Genomic DNA, 18609 nt, shown 5'->3' on the forward strand with positions numbered 1-18609 from the left:
AAGACCGGCTGTTTCCTCCATCTTCCCAAAAAAGATAAGACAAATAGCAGGATATTCAATAAAAGACATATTCAATAGCAAGACTTACCATATTCAATAGAAGGTACCATATCATTTCGACGAATCAGAATACCATGGATTCAGAGTACCATGGATTCAGAGTACCATGGCAGAAAATCATTTCAGCCAGGAAGGAGGGGATTGAAATATTCAACGATCTGAAAAACAGCGTAAGGGAAAAAATAACACCATTCGCCCGTTTAATTCCCTTTTCCCCGAACACACTAACACTGATGGGGTTTGTGGTGAGCGTGGCCGCAGGTGCGGTATTTGCCCTGGGAAAGCCCTTCGAAGGGGGGCTTTTGATTCTTTTCAGTGGAGTTTTCGATGCCCTGGACGGGGGAGTTGCAAGGGCTAAAGGCATTATTACCCCTTTCGGGGGAGTGCTTGATTCGGTCTGCGACCGCTACTCCGACGGGTTGATGTTCCTCGGGATCATAGCAGGGGCTGTAAATGGAAAACTCGCGCTTCCGCCCATTCTGGAGATTGATAGCTGGCTCTGGGCAGGCTTTGCCCTGATAGGCTCTTTCCTGGTAAGCTACACCCGCGCCAGGGCAGAATCCGCAGGCTGCCGGAAGCTCAGTGTGGGGGTAGCCGAACGCACGGAAAGGATGCTTATCCTCGCTTTCGGAGCCCTGACAGGACTGCTGAGCGGGGCAATTATGCTTATAGCCGTGTTTTCCCACATAACCATAATCCAGAGGGTCCTCCGGGCAAAAACTCTCCTGAATGGCCCTTCAGACCCCGGTTTTTGAGAATCCGGAGCGAGAAAGAAAGAGCAAATAGAAAAAAAAGGATAGCTTTTCCTCACAACGACAACCAAACAAAAATACTAACAAAGAACCCAAATTCCATATTCGTACCGACATACATTTATACCACATATTTGATTACAATAGTTTACGATGGCAAGCAAACCAAGAATTGTCATCTAAGAAGCAAATTCTACTCTGCGGGGCCGTAGGGTAGCCTGGTCCATCCTGCAAGGCTGGGGGTCTTGCGACTTGAGTTCAAATCTCAGCGGCCCCATCAAACTCTTATTTTCTAATTGTTTTTCTCACAGAGAGTTCTGGCTTTCGTATTTCGTTTAAAGAATAGGATTTCAGTTTTTAAGAATAGGATTTCAGTTTTTAAAACAGGATTTCGATTTTTAAAAATAGGATTTTATTGAATATTTATCAGGAATGCCAGAAACAGCACTATCAAAAAAAGAAAATGAAAGCCGACCAGGATTTCATCGGCCAACATGCGGTTTTTTAAAAACATCAGATAGACATAATAAAGGTTATAAAGTCAGGGCTGAGTTTTGTTTCTCCCTTAATCTTTTCAACAATATCCTGCTCGGAAAGCCCTTCGGACTTTAGTTCCGTTATGCGGTCAAAAACATTTGGGGGAACTTCCGAATATTCATTGATGTCTTTCCTGTGGCCCCATACATCACCCTCAAGTAAGGCAATGCCCTGCATTGAGAGGTACATCTGGGCAGAGCTGGAAATGGTTTTCTTGTATGAAGAAGGGACATGGATCGCTTTTACATTCGGACACCTTATAATAAGTTTGAATATATCTTTGTTGGAAGGCCTGAATGCAAAGTGAATGAGTTCTTCACTTTCATTTAATGTATCGATTTCTTCTTTTGAACTTACAACACGAAGTTTCATATATATCACATTTTAAGGGGTTTTTCAGAAATTACTGTACAGAGGGGGGAATAACTTGCCAATAATTGCAAGTAAGAGAGCCCTCAGTTAAAAAAGTTGGCTTTTATTACACCACTATTAAATTTTTTAGAGATTGGGATAAAATATTATCAGAAGATGGGACTGCAAATAAAAAATCCCAAATAAGACCTGCTACTTAAACATGTGAACTCCCACTTTTTTGAGTTGATATTTAAAGGCCATTCCCAGGATTTTGACATTCGATTTCAGATCCCGGGGCACTCACCGACTTCGAAGCAGGCGGCCTTTCCAGAAAAGTTAAAAAAGAAAAAATGGATAAAAATACATGAGCTGTGACATTCCAAATAAGGTAGATTGTATCTTGCCAGCATGTTTGCTAGACTTGTTTTTCATGGTTCCATATTTCAGGAGTTCATATTCGTACAGTGTACGCTCAGGAATGGCATTTCTTCATTTTCCATGCAATTTCTCGGAAAAAGCCGCCCGCTGAGGCGGGCGGTGAGAACCCCGTTTATCCACAGGCAAATCCAAAAACCTTGTAGCTTTGGGAGAAGAATTCAAAAAAGATTACAGATGTGTTTCGCAAATGTCACTTTCTCTTTTTCCTGTAAAATAAGTAGAAAATGCAGAATATCAAAATGAGAAAAATTGCAATAAACAATTCCCCCGGTATGACTTGAGTAGAGGAGCTTGTAACTAAAGTGCTGGAACTATTAATAGTGCTCATGATGTCCTAAAAGACAGGAACAGTTAATAATTGTTCTATAAGCAAATTAGTTCTGAATGGGTCCCTCAAATTAGATTTTTGAAAAATATCTACGGAAAACTCAGCTATTTGAATGATTCAAGAAGATTATCTCTTTGATACCAAGCCTCTGTGTATTTAGGAGTGATTTCCAGAGCTTTATCATAACAAGCCAATGCATCATTATTCAGACCCAGTTTTTGAAGTACACGACCTTTATTAAACCAAGTTTCAGCAAGATTTGGATTTATTTCTAATGCTTTATCATAAGCCTTTAGGGAATCGTCATATTTTTTAAGCTTAGAGAGGATGAAACCCTTATTCATCCATGCTTCCCCAGAATTTTCATTCAATTTTAATGCCTGATCATAGGCTTTGAGTGATTCTTCATATCTTTCAAGTGAGAGAAGAACAAGACCTATATTGATCCACGCCTCGTAAGTTCCGGGTTTAACTCCCAGTGATTTCAAATGCTCATTGAGTGCCCTTTCATGTTCATTTTCTTTGTTCAAAGGCTCATTGAGGGCACTTTCATGCCCATTTTCTTTGAAAAGCAATGAGATAATTTTTTTAAACAGGTTCATAAATATGGATATAAGTCAAAAATGTATAAACTTACTTCTTTCCGATTGTGCCCCTCTAATCATTATGAAATAGTAACTATTCAGCCTAAGCAAAACAACATCAATAGCCATCTTTAGTAAGATTCAATGGGCAAATTTCAGCATATGCCTTTTCTTTAATTGTTGGCGGTTGATTGTGTTTTTTCATTTTATCTCAGTAAGTAATAAGACTTATCTAATTCGTCAAAATCAATGTCAATAGCCTGATTTTGGTAGGCTGAATAGTTACATGAAATAAACCTATCAAACCCAGTGGAACAGCTTTTGTAAATGTTAAGCCCCGTGACATCAAACGGAAATTAAAAGCATGCAAGACCTGGAAAACTCACGTAAATCTATTACTCCTTCCCCTTCTCCTTTTCACGCGTATACTTTTCCCGGATTTTCTCAACCATTTCCTCATTACCTTCGACAACGAAGGCTCCCATATACCCGCATTCCTTGCAGTGGTAGACCTTGCCGGCATACCCCCCGACCTCGTAGTAGAGATCCGAGTTTCCGCAGACAGGGCAGACCTCGATCAATTTTTCCTTTTTCAGAGAAGTTCCCCCCTTTGATCGGCTTACAACGCCGAATTGTTAAATTATATATAAGAAGCAGGATTCACATAAAGGAATAGCATTCAAAAAGCATAAAATTAAAGCTGAAGCAATCCGGCAATAGTGAGCGCCGGCTGAGCTGCGGCATCATATTTAGGCTAATTTACCGGGGATAATTCGACCGGGATGATTTGATCCTACCAACAGCGCTCGACTTTCTATTTTATACCAAATCGACTTAACAGCTTACAGTGGAATAAAAAATGAATAACCAGATGACCCCTGCAATGCGCCAGTACTATGAAGCAAAGCAAGAATATCCTGATGCCCTCATCTTCTTCCGGATGGGCGATTTCTACGAGTCTTTCGGGGAAGACGCAAAGACAATCGCAAGGGAACTGGAAATTACCCTTACCGCCCGGGGAAAGGATAAATCCGGGGAAAGGATGCCGCTTGCAGGAATTCCTTACCATGCCATTGACACCTATCTCCCGAGGCTAATCAACAAAGGGTACAACGTGGCAATCTGCGAGCAGCTTGAAAACCCGAAACAGGCAAAGGGAGTCGTAAAAAGGGGTGTTGTCCGGGTAGTGACCCCGGGGACAGCCATAGATTCCTCCATGTTTTCCGACGCCTCGAATAACTACCTGATGGCAGTAGCAGGCCGGGAAAGAGGGAAAAGCGGCAAAAGCGGCAAAAGCGACAAAAACCCCGGGGAAATGGAACTGGGAGTCTCCTTCCTGGACATCTCAACAGGGGAGTTTTTGACCACCCAGTTCAGGGACTCGGAAAACTTTGAAAAACTTATGAGTGAACTTGCCCGCATGCACCCGGCAGAGTGCATCCTGCCCCCTTCCCTTTACGGAAACCCCGAACTTGCAGGCCGGCTAAGGGACCAGACCATTGTCCACGAATTCGCCCCCAAACTTTCCGAGCCCGGGGAAGCGGGAGAGATGCTTAAAAAACACTTCGAGGTTGCGACCCTTGAAGGAATGGGCTGTGAAAACCTGGAGTTTGCGGTATATTCGGCCTGGGCAGCCCTTGAATACGCAAAGACCACCCAGATGCGGGACCTTGCCCACATAAACACTCTGCGGACCTACTCGAACTCCGAGTTCATGGTGCTCGACGCAATAACCCTGCGCAACCTGGAAATCGTGAAAAATGTGCGGGACGGCGGGAATGAAAACTCGCTTTTCAAGGTGCTGGACAGCACAAAGACCCCCATGGGGAGCCGGACCCTGAAAAAATGGCTCCTGAAACCGCTCCTTTCCGTTGAACTTATTAACCGGCGGCTGGACGCCGTGGAAGAACTGGCAGGAGACGCCCTGCTCCGCTATGACATCCGGAACTGGCTCTCCGAGGTCCGGGACATCGAGCGCCTGGTTGGCCGCATCGTGTACGGAAACTCCAACGCAAGGGACCTTGTAGCCCTGAAAAAGTCCCTGACAGCCGTTGTGCCCGTAAGGGACTGCCTCCTCGAAAAGACCGACTCGAAACTCCTGGAAGAGATAGGAAAGGAACTCGCAGCATTCTCAGAACTCGAAAACCTGGCAGAACTGATTGAAAAGGGAATCGCGGACGAAGCGCCTCTAACGGTCCGGGAAGGCGGGATGATCAAAAAGGGCTACAATGAAGAGCTGGACGAACTGAGGGACATTGCAAGCAACAGCAAGCAATGGATTGCCGCTTTCCAGCAAAAGGAGAGGGAAAAATCCGGGATAAAGTCCCTGAAAGTCGGGTACAATAAGGTCTTTGGCTACTACATCGAAGTTACCAACGCTAACCGCGCCCAGGTGCCCGAAGACTACATCAGAAAGCAGACCATGACCAATGCCGAGCGCTTCTTCACGCCGGAACTGAAGGAAAAAGAAAGCCTGATCCTCTCTGCCAACGAAAAAGCCGTGGCCCTGGAATACGAGATCTTCGCAAAAATCACTAAAACCGCTGCAGGCTACTCAAGGGAACTGCAGCAGACAGCGGAAAGCACCGGGACCCTGGACGTGCTCGCAAACCTTGCAGAGGCTTCCGAAAATAACAACTACGTCCGCCCCCAGCTGACCGAGGACTGCAAGATCCTGATCAGAGACGGAAGACACCCTGTTGTGGAAAATACCGTCCCCGGGGGGTTTGTTCCTAATGATACCGAAATGGACTGCAAGGAAAAACAGTTTTTACTTGTAACGGGCCCGAACATGGCAGGAAAGTCCACCTACATGCGCCAGAGCGCCCTGATCGCAATCATGGCCCAGGCAGGCTCCTTTGTCCCGGCGTCCCATGCTTCCATCGGGACCGTGGACCAGGTCTTTACGAGAATAGGGGCCTTTGACGACCTGGCAAGCGGGCAGAGTACTTTCATGGTAGAGATGGTTGAGCTTGCGAACATCCTGAACAACGCAAGCCCCAAAAGCCTGGTCCTCCTGGACGAGATAGGGAGAGGGACAAGCACCTACGACGGGTACAGCATCGCAAAAGCCGTGGTTGAGTACCTGCACAACCGGGGAAAGGTCGGGGTAAGAGCCCTTTTTGCCACGCACTACCACCAGTTGACAGCCCTTGAAGAAAAATTAAAGCGGGTCAAAAACTACCACATCGCAGTAAAAGAAGAAGGTCATGAACTGGTCTTCCTGAGAAAAATCGTGCCAGGAGCAACGGACCGGAGTTACGGGATCCAGGTTGCAAGGCTTGCAGGAGTCCCGGAAAAGGTGATAGACAGGGCAAACGAGATCCTGAAGGAACTGGAACGGGAAAACCTGCTTGAAGAAGCTGAAGAAGGGGAAAACGGGAAAAGGAAAAAAGGCAAGGCAGCCACGCGCTACACCCAGATGCTGCTTTTCGACCCCGGCAGCGGAGGCGGGACCCAGGCGCAGGCAAACAGGCAAAGCCCCGTGGAAGTCGCCCTGAAAAGGCTGAATGTGGACGATATGACACCCCTCGAAGCCATGAACAAGCTTCACGAACTGAAAAAGTTGCTGGGTTAAGTTTCACTAACGGAAAAGCTGCCTTGTTAAGTTTCACTATAGTCAATGACCCAAATTCCTTCACCAATCTCAAGTGAAAGTTTAACCACAGAAAGCACGGAAAACACGGAATAAAAGAAATAGGGGCACAATCCTTCCGTGCTTTCGGTGTCTTCCGTGGTTATAAAGAAAGTGTAAATATTTATGTTCGGGACTATAATTGAAAAAGCTGCCAGGTTAAGCATCACGAACTGAAAGAGCTAGCAAATTACATCAAATTACATCAAATTACATCAAATTACATCTCACGAAATGAAAAAAGGAGAACGAGGCATGGAAGGGCAGGGAAATAAAATCAGGATCCTTGATAAGGATACAATAAATAAGATCGCAGCCGGGGAGGTGATCGAACGTCCCGCATCCGCCATAAAGGAACTTGTAGACAACGCAATCGATGCCGGAGCCACCGAGGTCCGGATCGAGGTCGAGAAAGGGGGCAAGAAATCGATTCTGGTAAGGGACAACGGCTGCGGGATGAGCCGGGCAGATGCCCTGCTAGCATATGAAAAACACGCAACAAGCAAGCTTACGAAAATCGAAGACTTGGACACCGTAGCCACCATGGGTTTCCGGGGAGAAGCCCTCTCCTCTATTACTGCTATCGCGAAAGTGGAAATCCTGACCCGGCCCCCCGAAGAACTCGCAGGCACGAAGGTGCTTATCCACGGAGGGCAGGTGCAGGAAAGCTCGAATATCGGCACGGCTCCGGGAACAGCTGTACACGTAAAAGACCTCTTTTACAACACCCCGGCAAGGCAAAAGTACCTGAAAAGCGACAAGACCGAACTTGCCCATATCACGGAAGTTGTAATGAAACTCGCCCTGGCAAACCCTGAGATTTCATTCACACTCCTCAGCGACGGAAAGCCCGTCCTCAGAAACCCCGCCTCAAGCGAGCTTTTGAACAGTGTCGTAAACCTGCTAGGCCCCGAAACTGCCAGGTCCATGCTCCCCGTGGAATCCCTGACAGGGGACGTTGTTATCCGGGGCTGTGTCTCAAAGCCCGAACTTACGCGGGGGACAGGAGACCAGCTATTCCTCTTTGTAAACACCCGCCCCGTGAGCTCAAAAGCCGTAAACGCAGCCATACGCCAGGGTTACTATACGAAAATTCCAAAAGGACGCTACCCTGTAGCTGTGCTCTCCCTCACCCTCGACCCGCAGGAGGTGGACGTAAACGTGCACCCGCGAAAAGCAGAGGTCCGCTTCAGCCGGGAAAAGGAAATCAGCAATGCAGTGACTGCAGCCGTGGAAAAGACCCTTTCAGAACACGGGCTTGCTCCCGAGATAAGGGAAAAGGAAGGCAAAACCCACCAGAAAACCCTGGAAGTCCGGGAGCCGGAGAGCAGGGTGCTGATCCATGAAAAAACGGATGTTTCGGAAAAGCCCGAGAATGGTCCCGGAAAAGACATCGGAAGAGCCGCGGAAGTTCCGGCAGGCGGAAGCAAACTCTTCAGGGAAAAACCCGAAACCTACAGTTATCCGGTAAAGGATACCGAAAGAAGGCTGAAAAGGTCGGAGCGGCTTCTGGGTATTACCAGCGAGAATGAGATGAAAGAAGCCGGAAAAGAAAAGGAAGAGGAAAAAGCGACAAGAGAAGAAAGGAAAGAAAAAGGGACAGAAGAGAAGACAGAAGAAGAAAGGAAAGAAAAAGGGACACAAAAGGGGATAGAAAAAGGGACTGGGGAAGGGAATGGAAAAGGGACTGAAAAAAGGGTAGAAAGGGCATATCCGGAGCAAAAGCCAAATAAAAAAGCCAACACTGACCCCCTTGAAGACCTCCGGATCATTGGTCAGGTCTCAAAGATCTATATCCTTGCCGAAAAAGGGGAGGACCTTGTGATCATCGACCAGCACGCCGCCCACGAGCGTGTCCTCTACGAGCAGATCCTGAAGATGAAGAAGAACAGGGTCCAGGAACTGATCACCCCGATTACGATAGACCTGACCCCGAAAGAAAAGGTGCTCATGGAAGAATACATCCCCTACCTTGAAGAACACGGCTTTGGAATCTCGGAATTCGGGGACAACACCTATGTGGTGACTTTCGTGCCGGACGTATTCGGGCGCCTGGAAGACCCGGGGATTATCCACGACCTCATCTCGGAGCTTCTTGCGGGCGGAAAGATCAAAAAGGACACGGGAGTTTCCGAACAGGTCTGCAAGACCATGGCCTGCAGGGCGGCAATCAAAGGGGGGGCAGCCTGTAGTTTGCGGCAGATGGAAGAACTGGTGGAGCAGCTGAAACAGGCGGAAAATCCCTACTCCTGTCCCCACGGCAGGCCCACAGTCCTCACCTTCACGAGAGGGGAACTTGACCGGATGTTTGCCAGAATCCAGTGAATCCTCAGGGTTCACCCCCCAACATAAAACAAATAATTAAACTCTTCAGGCAAAAGCTTATTTTAGCAGAATTGAAAAACACTACCATGAGGACATAGATTAGGTATATAGATTAACAATTACTACCCATGTCAACAATTGTCATTCTTGAAAAAACAAGAAGTATTTGCTAAAAGTATATATAATATAACTGATGAGTTGGGGGCGGGTGTCAGGCATAGAACTGACATCTGAATAGGCACCATTCCGGGCTATTTTTCACACACCAACCCCCCCATAAGAGAATGGAAACCCCCCCATTCCCAAAACCTGGATACCCCCCATTTCCAGAAAAAACGAATGAAATACCCCCAACACCCTGGAATGGTGCCACACCTTTTCTTCACACCTTTTCTTAAAACTGTTTTCGGATGTCTTTTTTTGTTCAGGATGTTTTCAGTCAGGATAATTTCCTAATAGGTTCAGGCAGGAGAAATCAAGGATATTTTCAAATAAGGCAGGAGAAATCAAGGATATTTCCAAATTTCCACATCAATATATTTATACAAAAAACCCCTGAATATCATCCATGATAGATCCCGTTAACAATTTTGACATCCCGGAAGAATGGATAGCCCGCACCAGGATGCCCAGGGAAGAAGTGGAAGAAAAAGTGGCATCCGGAATGATCGTCGTCCTGAGCGACGGGTCTGTTCTGAAACGCGGGTACACCACCGGGACCACTGCCGCTGCCGCAGCAAAAGCCGCGGTGCTCTCCCTTAAAAAAACAGTTGACCGCGTTTCCGTCCCGACCCCCGCAGGGCTCAGGGCATACCTTGAAGTAAGCGAATCGGGTCCAGGGCGTGCCGTTGTGAAAAAGATCCGGAATGACCACGAATCCGACATCACCCGCGGCCTTGAGTTCGTGGGCGAAGCCAGGGAAGCTGACGGGATCCGCATCCTTGGGGGAAAGGGCATAGGGGTCGTAAAGAGGGACGGGTTACAGGTCCCAAAGGGCCAGCCTGCAATCAACCCGAACCCCATGGGACAGATCAAAGCCGCGGTGCAGGAAGCCGTGGAAGAACTGGGCCTGCGGGGAGCGGAAGTCACTATTTCGATTCCCGAGGGAGAAAGGATAGGTAAAGAAACCCTGAACAGCAGGATAGGAGTCGAAGGAGGGATTTCAGTCCTCGGAAGCACCGGCTTTGTTGAGCCCTGGAATGACCACCTTGGCGAGATGAAAGGGGACCTGATCCGCGGTACCGAGAAAGTGGTCCTGACCACCGGGCGCATAGGGATGCGCTATTCCCACATGCTTTTCCCTGAATATACCGTGGTTATGGTCGGGAGCCGGATCTCCGAAGGGCTCGAGTCCGCCTCGGGAGACATCGTGATCTGCGGCCTTCCGGGTCTGGTCCTGAAATGGGGCAACCCTAAAATGCTCGAAGGAAGCGATTATGCCACAGTCGTGGAGATGCTTAAAAAAGCTCCGGAACACGAGCGCCTGAAAGAAGCCTTCCGGATGGCAATCGAAAAAGGAAACGGGGCAAGGATCGTTGTCATAGAAAGGGACGGCTCGGTCCTGATGGACAGCAAGAGTGAGAATTGAGTGAGAATTGAGTGAGAATTGAGTGAGAATTAAAATACAAAAGCGGACAGAGGTAAAAAAGCATGATAGTGATAGGAGTCGGGGTCGGGCCCGGCATGCTCACGGAAGAAGGGATCGAGGCTATTCAGAATGCATCGATCGTTTACGGCGCAAAACGGGCTCTTGAACTTGCACAGAAATACATCACCTGCAAGACAAACACGATCAAGGACTACAAGTCCCTCCACCTCCTGCCCGACGACGCCGTGGTCCTGTCAACGGGAGACCCCATGTTTTCCGGCCTCGGGAAGTTTGCCGGGGAAAAAGATACCGTGGTCCCGGGGATCTCATCAATGCAGGTAGCCTGTGCCCGCACAAGAGTGAACCTTACAAACCTCACAGCGATTACCGCCCACGGCAGGGACTTTGAGCCCGCAAAAGCCGAACTGATCCGGGAACTGAAAAACGGGAGGAATGTCTTTTTGCTTCCCGACTCGAAATTCGGCTCCGAAGAAGTTGCCAGGGTCCTTCTGGAAATGGGCCTTTCCGCAGAACTCTACACCTGCGAAAACCTCGGCTACCCGGAAGAGAGGATTGCAAAAGGGACCCCTGAAAATCCCCCGATTGCAGAAACTATCCTTTACGGGCTTATGGTAGTGCAGAAGCGTTGAAAACCTTTTTTGATCCATTTTTCAGACACCTGAGCTCTCACTGACTGAGAAACAGGCGACCTTTCCCAAAGAAGGACATGTGAAAATTGGATTTAAACACAGCGATATTTAGAATTAAGAGCCGATCATAGAAAGGGCGCCGGAATGCATAAAATGGGCATTCTGATGACTATAATGGGCATCCGGAGAAACAAAAAAAGTAGTTGAATAATTAAAAAGGGCATTACCATAATTGATAGGCATTGACGTAACCATAAAGGTTATTTCCATAATAAAAGGGCATTAAAGTAACCATAAAGGTTATTTCCATAATTAATAAGTAGTGAAGTAACCATAAAGGTTATTTCCGTAATTGATAGGTAGTGAAGTAACAATAAAGGTTATTTCCATAATGAAAGGGCATTAAAGTAACCATAATAGTTACCCCAATAATTAGAGCTCGTTATAATCAGAGCTCGGTAATCTGTTTCGACATATCCCTGTAGTAACCGAAAAGTTCCTGCCCCCAGGCAAAGGCGCTTTCTTCAAAGCTTACCATTTCGTGGTTATAGTACCTCCCGTCTTTGGAAACCAGGGAGATGGAAGTGAACCGGTCCGTTACAAGACTGGAAGCAAGTTCGATTTTATGCTCGCAGACATAGAGGCTTGCATTTTCCATGCTTATGAAAGCTTCCATATCAGCCCTGTGTTCCGAAGCCAGTTTTTCAAATATGGGCTGGTCAAGGACAATTGAAACTTCGACGCCTTTCCTGACAAGATCCAGATAAAGCCCCGGATAGCCGGGGCGGAAAAAGGAAGAAATTTCCATGATTGTTTTTGCCCTGTACAGGTTGTTCATAATCTCAGGAGGATAATCGAAGATATGAGTCTTATCAGGCACGATTTCCCGGCATGAACCCAGCTCTCCGAGCCTTTCCCGGAGGTACTGCGGAAGGGTGTACAGGTCCTGGCTTGCCCAGTACTCATGGTTCTCATCAAAGACCCGGAAAGTGGAAAGCAGAGGCTGCATCCTGGGGGCAATTAACTTTCCTTTTACCGAAAGTTCGTAAAGGTTCTCTTTCTGCACCAGAAGCCCGTCCTTTAACAGGACCCGGATCTGGGCCATGATAGGGCTGGAACTGACATCGAGTTCCGTCTTGATCTCATCGATAGTTTTAGGCCCCTCCATCAGGAACATGAGAAGGTTCTTTCTTTTTTCCGAAAAGAAAATCGTATCAATCAACTGCAGGTCCATGGTCATTCAAATCAACCTCCGGAAATAGCATCGTGTATTTTAAAAAACCGGGAGTCAGGAGAGAGAGAGATAAAACTGTCTCCTGAGCCATTTTTTGAAACTTTCGTACCTGTTACTGCAAACTGAAAAGGGGAGATTCGGACAGGAAGTCGGTTCCGGAAGTACAGGAAAAACGTTCCATCCCCCTTGAGTCCTCGATTAACCTGGAACGGGATTTATAGAACTCAAAAAGTTCCTTTGCCCAGTCGAGAGCCTGGGAATCTGAACAGAAAGCATGATCGTGGTGGAACCTACCGTTGCTAGCAAAGAGGGAGACCAGAGTTCCCTGGTCAGATACAATAAGTTCGGCAAGCTTAACCCCATCATTACAGACGAAAAGTTCGGTATTGGGCATATCTGTAAATTTCTTAAGCTTCCGTTCATAATTGTGCAGGGTTTTTTCAAGTACCGCTTCAGTTAAGATCAGGGAAACTTTTGCACCCTTCCTGCCGAGCTTGGAATAAATAGGCAGGAACTCGGGCCTGAAAAAAGAAGAGAAAACCATCAAATGACTTGAAGCCGAAATGAAATTTACGATTTCCGTTCGGGGTTCAAAAATCTGGCAAGGGGCGGGTTCGATCAGGCGGAAATCTTTGAGGTCTCCGAGCCGGTCCTGCAGATATTGGGGAATTCCGCTAAGGTCGTGCTCCAGCCAGTAGTCGTTTCGCTCGAGCAGGGTCAGGACATCGACAAGAGGTCGGACCTTCTTGACGACCTCTTCTCCCAGGCCAGTCAATTCATAATACCCTTCCCTCTGAACCACAAGGCTGCTGTCTGTAAGCCTTTTGATCTGAGGCAGGATGGCCGTGGGGGAAACGTCAAGAATGGTTTTTATTTCTTCGATTGTTCTGGCTTCCTCTCCCAGGAGCAAAAGCAGGTCACTTCTTTTTCTGGAACGAAATACGACATCTAATAACTCAGGTTGCATAAAAACCACTTTGATTTCACTTTGTTTTAGGGTTGGGTGTTTTCAGGATAATAATAAGCTTCATCATCTGCGTGCCTTACTAAGCGGGATTTAGGGTCCTCCCGAAGGCAAACAGAAAATTCGGATGCCTCCCTCTAATGCATGACTAAAAGCAGGGAGTGTAGGAATTAATCACAAACAGGAATTATCCACATCTCATTTATATAAAAAAATATGGATGAATAATTTAAGAAGCAAACTATCAGCAAAAATAAAAAAATAAAGAGAGATGAAAACCCGGAAGATACAAGAGAAAAACAGCATCAAAAGCCATGGAAAGATAATTAGAACAACGTAAACAGAGGCAATTAATATATAATGTATAGGAGGAAATCTAAACAGGGAGATCAAAATTTTCAATCGGGTTTATTTCAGCAAACGGGTTAATTAAAACCGAGCCTTTAAAATATTTAAGGTAGCTGTTCTAAATATTTTTTCCCAAAAAAGATCACAGAGCAGACTTATCCCCCGAAACAGGCACAGAACCCCTTTAGTATTAGTATGAAATCATTTCAGACCCGTTCTCACCACGCCTTTATATGTATTTTCTCCCTATTTATTTTTTATCATATATGCACCCATTTATCGCTGCCCAACGAAATCAAACATTTTCACCAGGTTTTACCAAGTGCAACCGATATTAACCAAGTTAGACTAAGGTTGATCATTCCAGAATAATTATCACATGGTACTGAAACTACCGACACAGATGCCACCGCATTGGTACACAGTTTCAATGATTTCACCCATATATTATCCGTCTTCACAGCTCTACAGACTTAGATATATACATTCCAATCTGCACACTCCAATCTGCACCATATCTGCGCACCCCCTCAGACTTACATCTGCACACGCCGATATACAAAAAGATATTTGCAGAGTTGCGCATCACCATACAATGCAAAGGTCTTTCCAGAGAGATTTGAGAAGGCACTCCCGAATTTTTGAGTATGGTGATCCGGAGCAATGTCCCCCGAATACAATACCCCCGGAAGCCACATACCAGGTTCAAAATTTTCTAACCCATGTATCCCCGTCAAAACCCGGAAAAAATTCCCGTCGTTTATGGTATATTTGATGATGCCACGTTATGCTGTGCGTTACATGTCCTGATATGGGCATGGAATGTTCAAAAAAAGGAAAAAATCCAGAGCATAAAGTGGAAGAAAGGTCTTTCACAGGTATGTAAAGCAGAAAGTCCTAAAATACACCTGTTTTTAACAGAAATCTCTGTGGGCTTTCCAGGAACGCATGCCACAGAAAGGCACAGATGCCTCTACAGCTTAACGGAAATACCCGGTGCCCGATGGGATCCGCACACCCCATTTACGGCTGCGATAACGGGACCTTTTTTTGCTGAAATTAGAATGGAGGTTAAAAATATGCTGGACTTTACAGAAGAAAGCTTAAACAAAGTCTTAACCAGATACAATGTGGCTCTGGAAAAGGAAATGACTCCTGAAGAAGCCGCAGAAGAACTTTATCCGAAAGACGAACTCATCTACCCAATCGCAAAAGCCATCTTCGAGGGTGAAGAAGACGACGTCGTAGAGGGACTCAAGGCAGCAATCGATGCAGGCAAGGAAGCAATTACCCTTATTGACGATGCACTTATGGTCGGAATGGCTGTTGTCACCAAGCTCTACGACGACGGTGTCATCTTCCTCCCCAACGTTATGATGTCTGCCGACGCAATGCTCGATGGTATCGAATTCTGCAAGGAAAACTCCGAGACTGCCCCTGAAACCAAGGGAACCGTTGTCTGCCACGTAGCAGAAGGTGACGTCCACGACATCGGCAAGAACATCGTAACCGCTCTCCTCAGGGCAAACGGTTTCGACGTTGTTGACCTCGGAAGGGACTGCCCGGTTGACGAAGTCGTCGCAGCAGTCGAAGAGAACAAGCCTATCATGGTCACCGGAACCGCACTCATGACCACCACCATGTATGCCTTCAAGGAAGTCAACGACAAGCTGGTCGAGAAAGGCCTCAATGTCCCATTCGCATGTGGCGGCGGTGCAGTGAACCAGGATTTCGTTGCACAGTATGAACTCGGTGTTTACGGAGAAGAAGCCGCAGACGCACCCAAGATCGCTGATGCAATCATTGCAGGTTCCAACATTGCAGCATTAAGAGAAGTATTCCACAAGCACTAATCGAGGCGAGATAGATGGCAGCAAACAGATACACTTCAATGGCATACGCAAGCGCAGATGAGATGAGCTTCGGAAAAACCAAGCACCCAGTAAAAACAGGTCTCGGCCTCGAGATCGGTGCTGGCTACACAATTCCTGAAGTTAACTACGCCCCCAGACCTGAAGCCGGTGCATCCAAGGAAAAACTCGTAAAGGAATACGAGAGGATCACCACCGACATCATGCAGAGAATGGTCCAGGTAGGTTTCCCCGCAGTTATCCTCGAAACCGAACATGTCCAGCAGATGTCCAACAACCCCGAATGGGGAGCAGAAGTTGCACACGCCCAGAAGACCATCATGGAAGAGTACCATGATGAATACGGCATCAAGTGCGCACTGCGCCACACCATCGGTGACATCCGTGAAAACAGGGACTTCCTCCAGCTCAGAGGAGACAAGTACTCCGTGTTCATGGAAGCTTTCGAGAAGTGCGCAGAAAACGGCGCTGACCTGCTTTCCGTGGAAAGCATGGGTGGTAAGGAAGTATTCGACCACGCAATCCTCAGGAACGATATCGCAGGTATGCTTTACGGTATCGGCTGTCTCGGCACCCTTGACATGGACATGATCTGGTCCGACATCGCAGCAGTTGCAAAGAAAACCGGCACCATTGCAGCAGGGGACACAGACTGTGCCCAGGCAAACACCGCAATGTTCATTGCAGGTGGACTGCTCGACAAGAACCTCGCCCACACCCTCGCAATCATCGCAAGGGCAATCTCCGCACCCAGGTCCCTCGCTGCATACGAAAACGGCGCACTTGGCCCCGGCAAGGACTGTGGCTACGAAAACGTCATCATCAAGTCCATCACCGGCATGCCGATGGCTCAGGAAGGTAAGACCTCCACCTGCGCTCACTCCGATGTTATGGGTAACCTCATCATGCAGTGCTGTGACGTCTGGTCCAACGAATCCGTTGAGTACCACGGTGAATTCGGCGGTACAAGTGTCCAGTGCTGGGGAGAATCCCTTGCATACGACTGTGCCCTCATGAACACCGCACTCGAGACAGGAAACGAAAAGGTCCTCAGGGACATGTTCATGCTCTCTGACAGGTACAGAGACCCCCAGGGCTATGTGCTTGCATACGACAACGCATACAAGGTCGGAGAAGCAATCGTCAAGGACGGCGACAACATTTACCTCAGGGCAAAGAACGCAGCAATCGAGTGCTGCAACATTGTCGAAGAAGGGATCGCAGGCAAGCTCGCAATCTCCAGGTTCGAAGCAGGCGCACTCAAGGACGCAAAAGCAGCCCTCGATGCCCTCCCTGACGACATGGACAAGTTCATGGACGACTGCCTTACCAAGTACCAGAACGAAGTCAAGGTATTCCTTCCGGAGAACTACGGCTTCTAAGCCCCCAGTTCTCTTTTTTTCTTTTTTTCGATTCCGATTTCATCCCAATCTCACCCACCTCTAATTTTTACTTCGATTTCGATTCCAGCTTCAGCTCATTTTTACTTCGATTTCGATTCCAGTTTCAGCTCATTTTTACTTCGATTCCGATTCTGATTTTACTCCGATTTAATCTTCAATTCCATTTCCGATTTCACCCCTACTGTTACTCAAATTTAGCCTTCACTTTCATATTCCAACCCCACCCAATTTTGCCAAATTTCACTTCTCCGGATAATGCCACCTATGAATTCCACGGGTTTTAATCGAAACCTCCCCCCCAAAATAGATATTTTTAAACAACGAAGCAGTAAGAAAGAATTAAAGTAGAGAGAAGCCATGGATTGGAGAGGAGAAGGAGCTACACCGAATGAAAATTTTGCTTTTAATGTGCGGAGAAGGGCTGGGACACACAAGCCGCTGCCTTGCCCTTGGAAAAGAGTTCCTGACCGCAGGGCATAACGTGTACTTCGGGGCGTACGGCTACTCAAAGGACCTGGTCGAAAAAACAGGATACATAGCATGCGAAATCCCCCCGGAACTGACTCTTGTGGGAAAAGCAGGCTCCCTGAGCATGAGAAAGTCCATTGCAAAAACCCTCCAAAATTCCAGCCCGGGGGACATACTGAAAATTTTGAAATTGCTGAAAGAAATCGAGCCGGACGTCGTACTTTCCGACGGGTATTACCTGGGAATCCTTGCAGCAAAATACAGGAAAATCCCTGTTTACTTTGTCGGGCACCAGTTCAATATGGCAGAGTTTTTCCGGAATAAAGGACCCTTTGTAGGGCTGGCCGGAAAGCTTGTCAAAGGCTTTTATACCCGGATCTTCAGAAGCGTGGACGGGATCGTAGTCCCGGACTACCCGCTCCCCTACTCGGTCAACCGGCGGAACTTTGTGCTCCCAGGGGACATCAATGACACGATCTTTTTCAGCGGACCCCTGATCAGGTGGAAATGCGGGGAAGTCGAGGCAAAAACGCTTCCCCACCCAAACGTCCTCTCAACCATCGGCGCCTTTGGCTACAGGGCAGCAATTTTCAGAAGCGTGCTCGAAGCCGCAAAACTGGATCCGGGCATCAACTATACCTTCATAACGGGCCCGGGGATCGACCCTGGACAGTTCCCGGAAATCCCGGAGAATGTCGAGTTCACGGGCTTCACGGAAAACCCCTTCCCCTACTTTAAGGGTTCGGACCTTGTAATCACTGCCGGAGGGCATGGAACCCTCCTTGAGAGCCTGGCTTTCGGGCTCCCCATCCTATCTTTTCCGGACGAAAAACACAATGAACAGGAAAATAACGCCAGCATGATTGAAGAAATGGGATTTGGGAAGCGTCTGAGTTACCTGACCCGCCCTGAGGCCATCCTTGCCTGCATCCGGGAACTGCTGGAAGAAGAACAATATGCCAGAAAGACCCGGCGAGCAAGGGAACTTGCCGAAACGCTGGATGGTCCGGCAGCCGTCAGGGAACTTCTCGAAAGAGAAGTGAGGGTAAAAGAACCCTGAAAAAGCTATCA

At 47.5% G+C, this 18609-nt stretch carries 13 protein-coding genes and 1 tRNA gene; 9 read left to right on the forward strand and 5 right to left on the reverse strand.

Going from position 1 to position 18609, the window contains the following annotated elements; translation table 11 throughout:
* Positions 1-134: 134 nt before the first annotated feature.
* Both MSMTP_RS15960 and MSMTP_RS15965 read left to right on the forward strand, forming a co-directional pair.
* Positions 135-815, forward strand: a complete 681-nt coding sequence (locus tag MSMTP_RS15960; RefSeq protein WP_082090665.1) for a CDP-alcohol phosphatidyltransferase family protein — start codon at positions 135-137, stop codon at positions 813-815.
* A 199-nt stretch (positions 816-1014) separates the two neighbouring features.
* A tRNA-Pro gene (locus MSMTP_RS15965) sits at positions 1015-1089 on the forward strand.
* 236 nt (positions 1090-1325) lie between these two features.
* Here MSMTP_RS15965 and MSMTP_RS15970 read toward each other — a convergent pair.
* The 3 genes from MSMTP_RS15970 to MSMTP_RS15980 all read right to left on the reverse strand — a co-directional run bounded on the left by MSMTP_RS15970 (position 1326) and on the right by MSMTP_RS15980 (position 3634).
* Positions 1326-1721, reverse strand: coding sequence for a DUF1699 family protein (locus MSMTP_RS15970; protein WP_048181488.1), 396 nt, complete (start codon positions 1719-1721; stop codon positions 1326-1328).
* Positions 1722-2573: 852 nt separating this feature from the next.
* A complete protein-coding gene (locus tag MSMTP_RS15975) occupies positions 2574-3044 on the reverse strand; it encodes a tetratricopeptide repeat protein (protein ID WP_197076104.1) in 471 nt (156 codons plus the stop codon).
* Between the two features lie 404 nt (positions 3045-3448).
* Positions 3449-3634, reverse strand: a complete 186-nt coding sequence (locus MSMTP_RS15980; protein ID WP_231582825.1) for a hypothetical protein — start codon at positions 3632-3634, stop codon at positions 3449-3451.
* Positions 3635-3912: 278 nt separating this feature from the next.
* Here MSMTP_RS15980 and mutS point away from each other — a divergent pair, with 278 nt between their 5' ends.
* The 4 genes from mutS to MSMTP_RS16005 all read left to right on the forward strand — a co-directional run bounded on the left by mutS (position 3913) and on the right by MSMTP_RS16005 (position 11250).
* Positions 3913-6630 carry a DNA mismatch repair protein MutS gene (gene mutS, locus MSMTP_RS15985; protein ID WP_048181492.1) on the forward strand — a complete coding sequence of 906 codons (2718 nt, stop codon included), beginning with the start codon at positions 3913-3915 and terminating at the stop codon, positions 6628-6630.
* A gap of 312 nt (positions 6631-6942) precedes the next feature.
* On the forward strand, positions 6943-9012 hold the full coding sequence (mutL, locus tag MSMTP_RS15995) for a DNA mismatch repair endonuclease MutL (RefSeq protein WP_048181498.1): 2070 nt from the start codon (positions 6943-6945) through the stop codon (positions 9010-9012).
* A 568-nt stretch (positions 9013-9580) separates the two neighbouring features.
* Positions 9581-10600 (forward strand): cobalt-precorrin-5B (C(1))-methyltransferase, encoded by a 1020-nt coding sequence (locus MSMTP_RS16000; RefSeq protein ID WP_048181500.1) that lies wholly within the window; start codon positions 9581-9583, stop codon positions 10598-10600.
* Between the two features lie 62 nt (positions 10601-10662).
* Positions 10663-11250, forward strand: coding sequence for a cobalt-precorrin-7 (C(5))-methyltransferase (locus MSMTP_RS16005; RefSeq protein ID WP_048181502.1), 588 nt, complete (start codon positions 10663-10665; stop codon positions 11248-11250).
* A gap of 448 nt (positions 11251-11698) precedes the next feature.
* Here MSMTP_RS16005 and MSMTP_RS16010 read toward each other — a convergent pair whose 3' ends face one another.
* Complete coding sequence (locus MSMTP_RS16010) at positions 11699-12490, reverse strand: winged helix-turn-helix domain-containing protein (protein WP_048181505.1); 792 nt, start codon at positions 12488-12490, stop codon at positions 11699-11701.
* 106 nt (positions 12491-12596) lie between these two features.
* Positions 12597-13451 carry a winged helix-turn-helix domain-containing protein gene (locus MSMTP_RS16015; protein ID WP_197076105.1) on the reverse strand — a complete coding sequence of 285 codons (855 nt, stop codon included), beginning with the start codon at positions 13449-13451 and terminating at the stop codon, positions 12597-12599.
* 1424 nt (positions 13452-14875) lie between these two features.
* Between MSMTP_RS16015 and mtaC the strand changes: the two genes are divergently transcribed.
* The 3 genes from mtaC (at position 14876) to MSMTP_RS16030 (ending at position 18598) form a co-directional block, all read left to right on the forward strand.
* A complete protein-coding gene (mtaC, locus tag MSMTP_RS16020) occupies positions 14876-15649 on the forward strand; it encodes a methanol--corrinoid protein MtaC (protein ID WP_048181508.1) in 774 nt (257 codons plus the stop codon).
* Between the two features lie 14 nt (positions 15650-15663).
* Positions 15664-17049 carry a methanol--corrinoid protein co-methyltransferase MtaB gene (mtaB, locus tag MSMTP_RS16025; protein ID WP_048181510.1) on the forward strand — a complete coding sequence of 462 codons (1386 nt, stop codon included), beginning with the start codon at positions 15664-15666 and terminating at the stop codon, positions 17047-17049.
* Positions 17050-17458: 409 nt separating this feature from the next.
* The gene (locus MSMTP_RS16030) at positions 17459-18598 is read left to right on the forward strand and encodes a UDP-N-acetylglucosamine--N-acetylmuramyl-(pentapeptide) pyrophosphoryl-undecaprenol N-acetylglucosamine transferase (protein WP_048181513.1); all 1140 of its coding nucleotides are present in this window, start codon (positions 17459-17461) and stop codon (positions 18596-18598) included.
* Positions 18599-18609: the final 11 nt, after the last annotated feature.

It is taken from the genome of Methanosarcina sp. MTP4, from assembly GCF_000970045.1.
Lineage (GTDB): Archaea > Halobacteriota > Methanosarcinia > Methanosarcinales > Methanosarcinaceae > MTP4.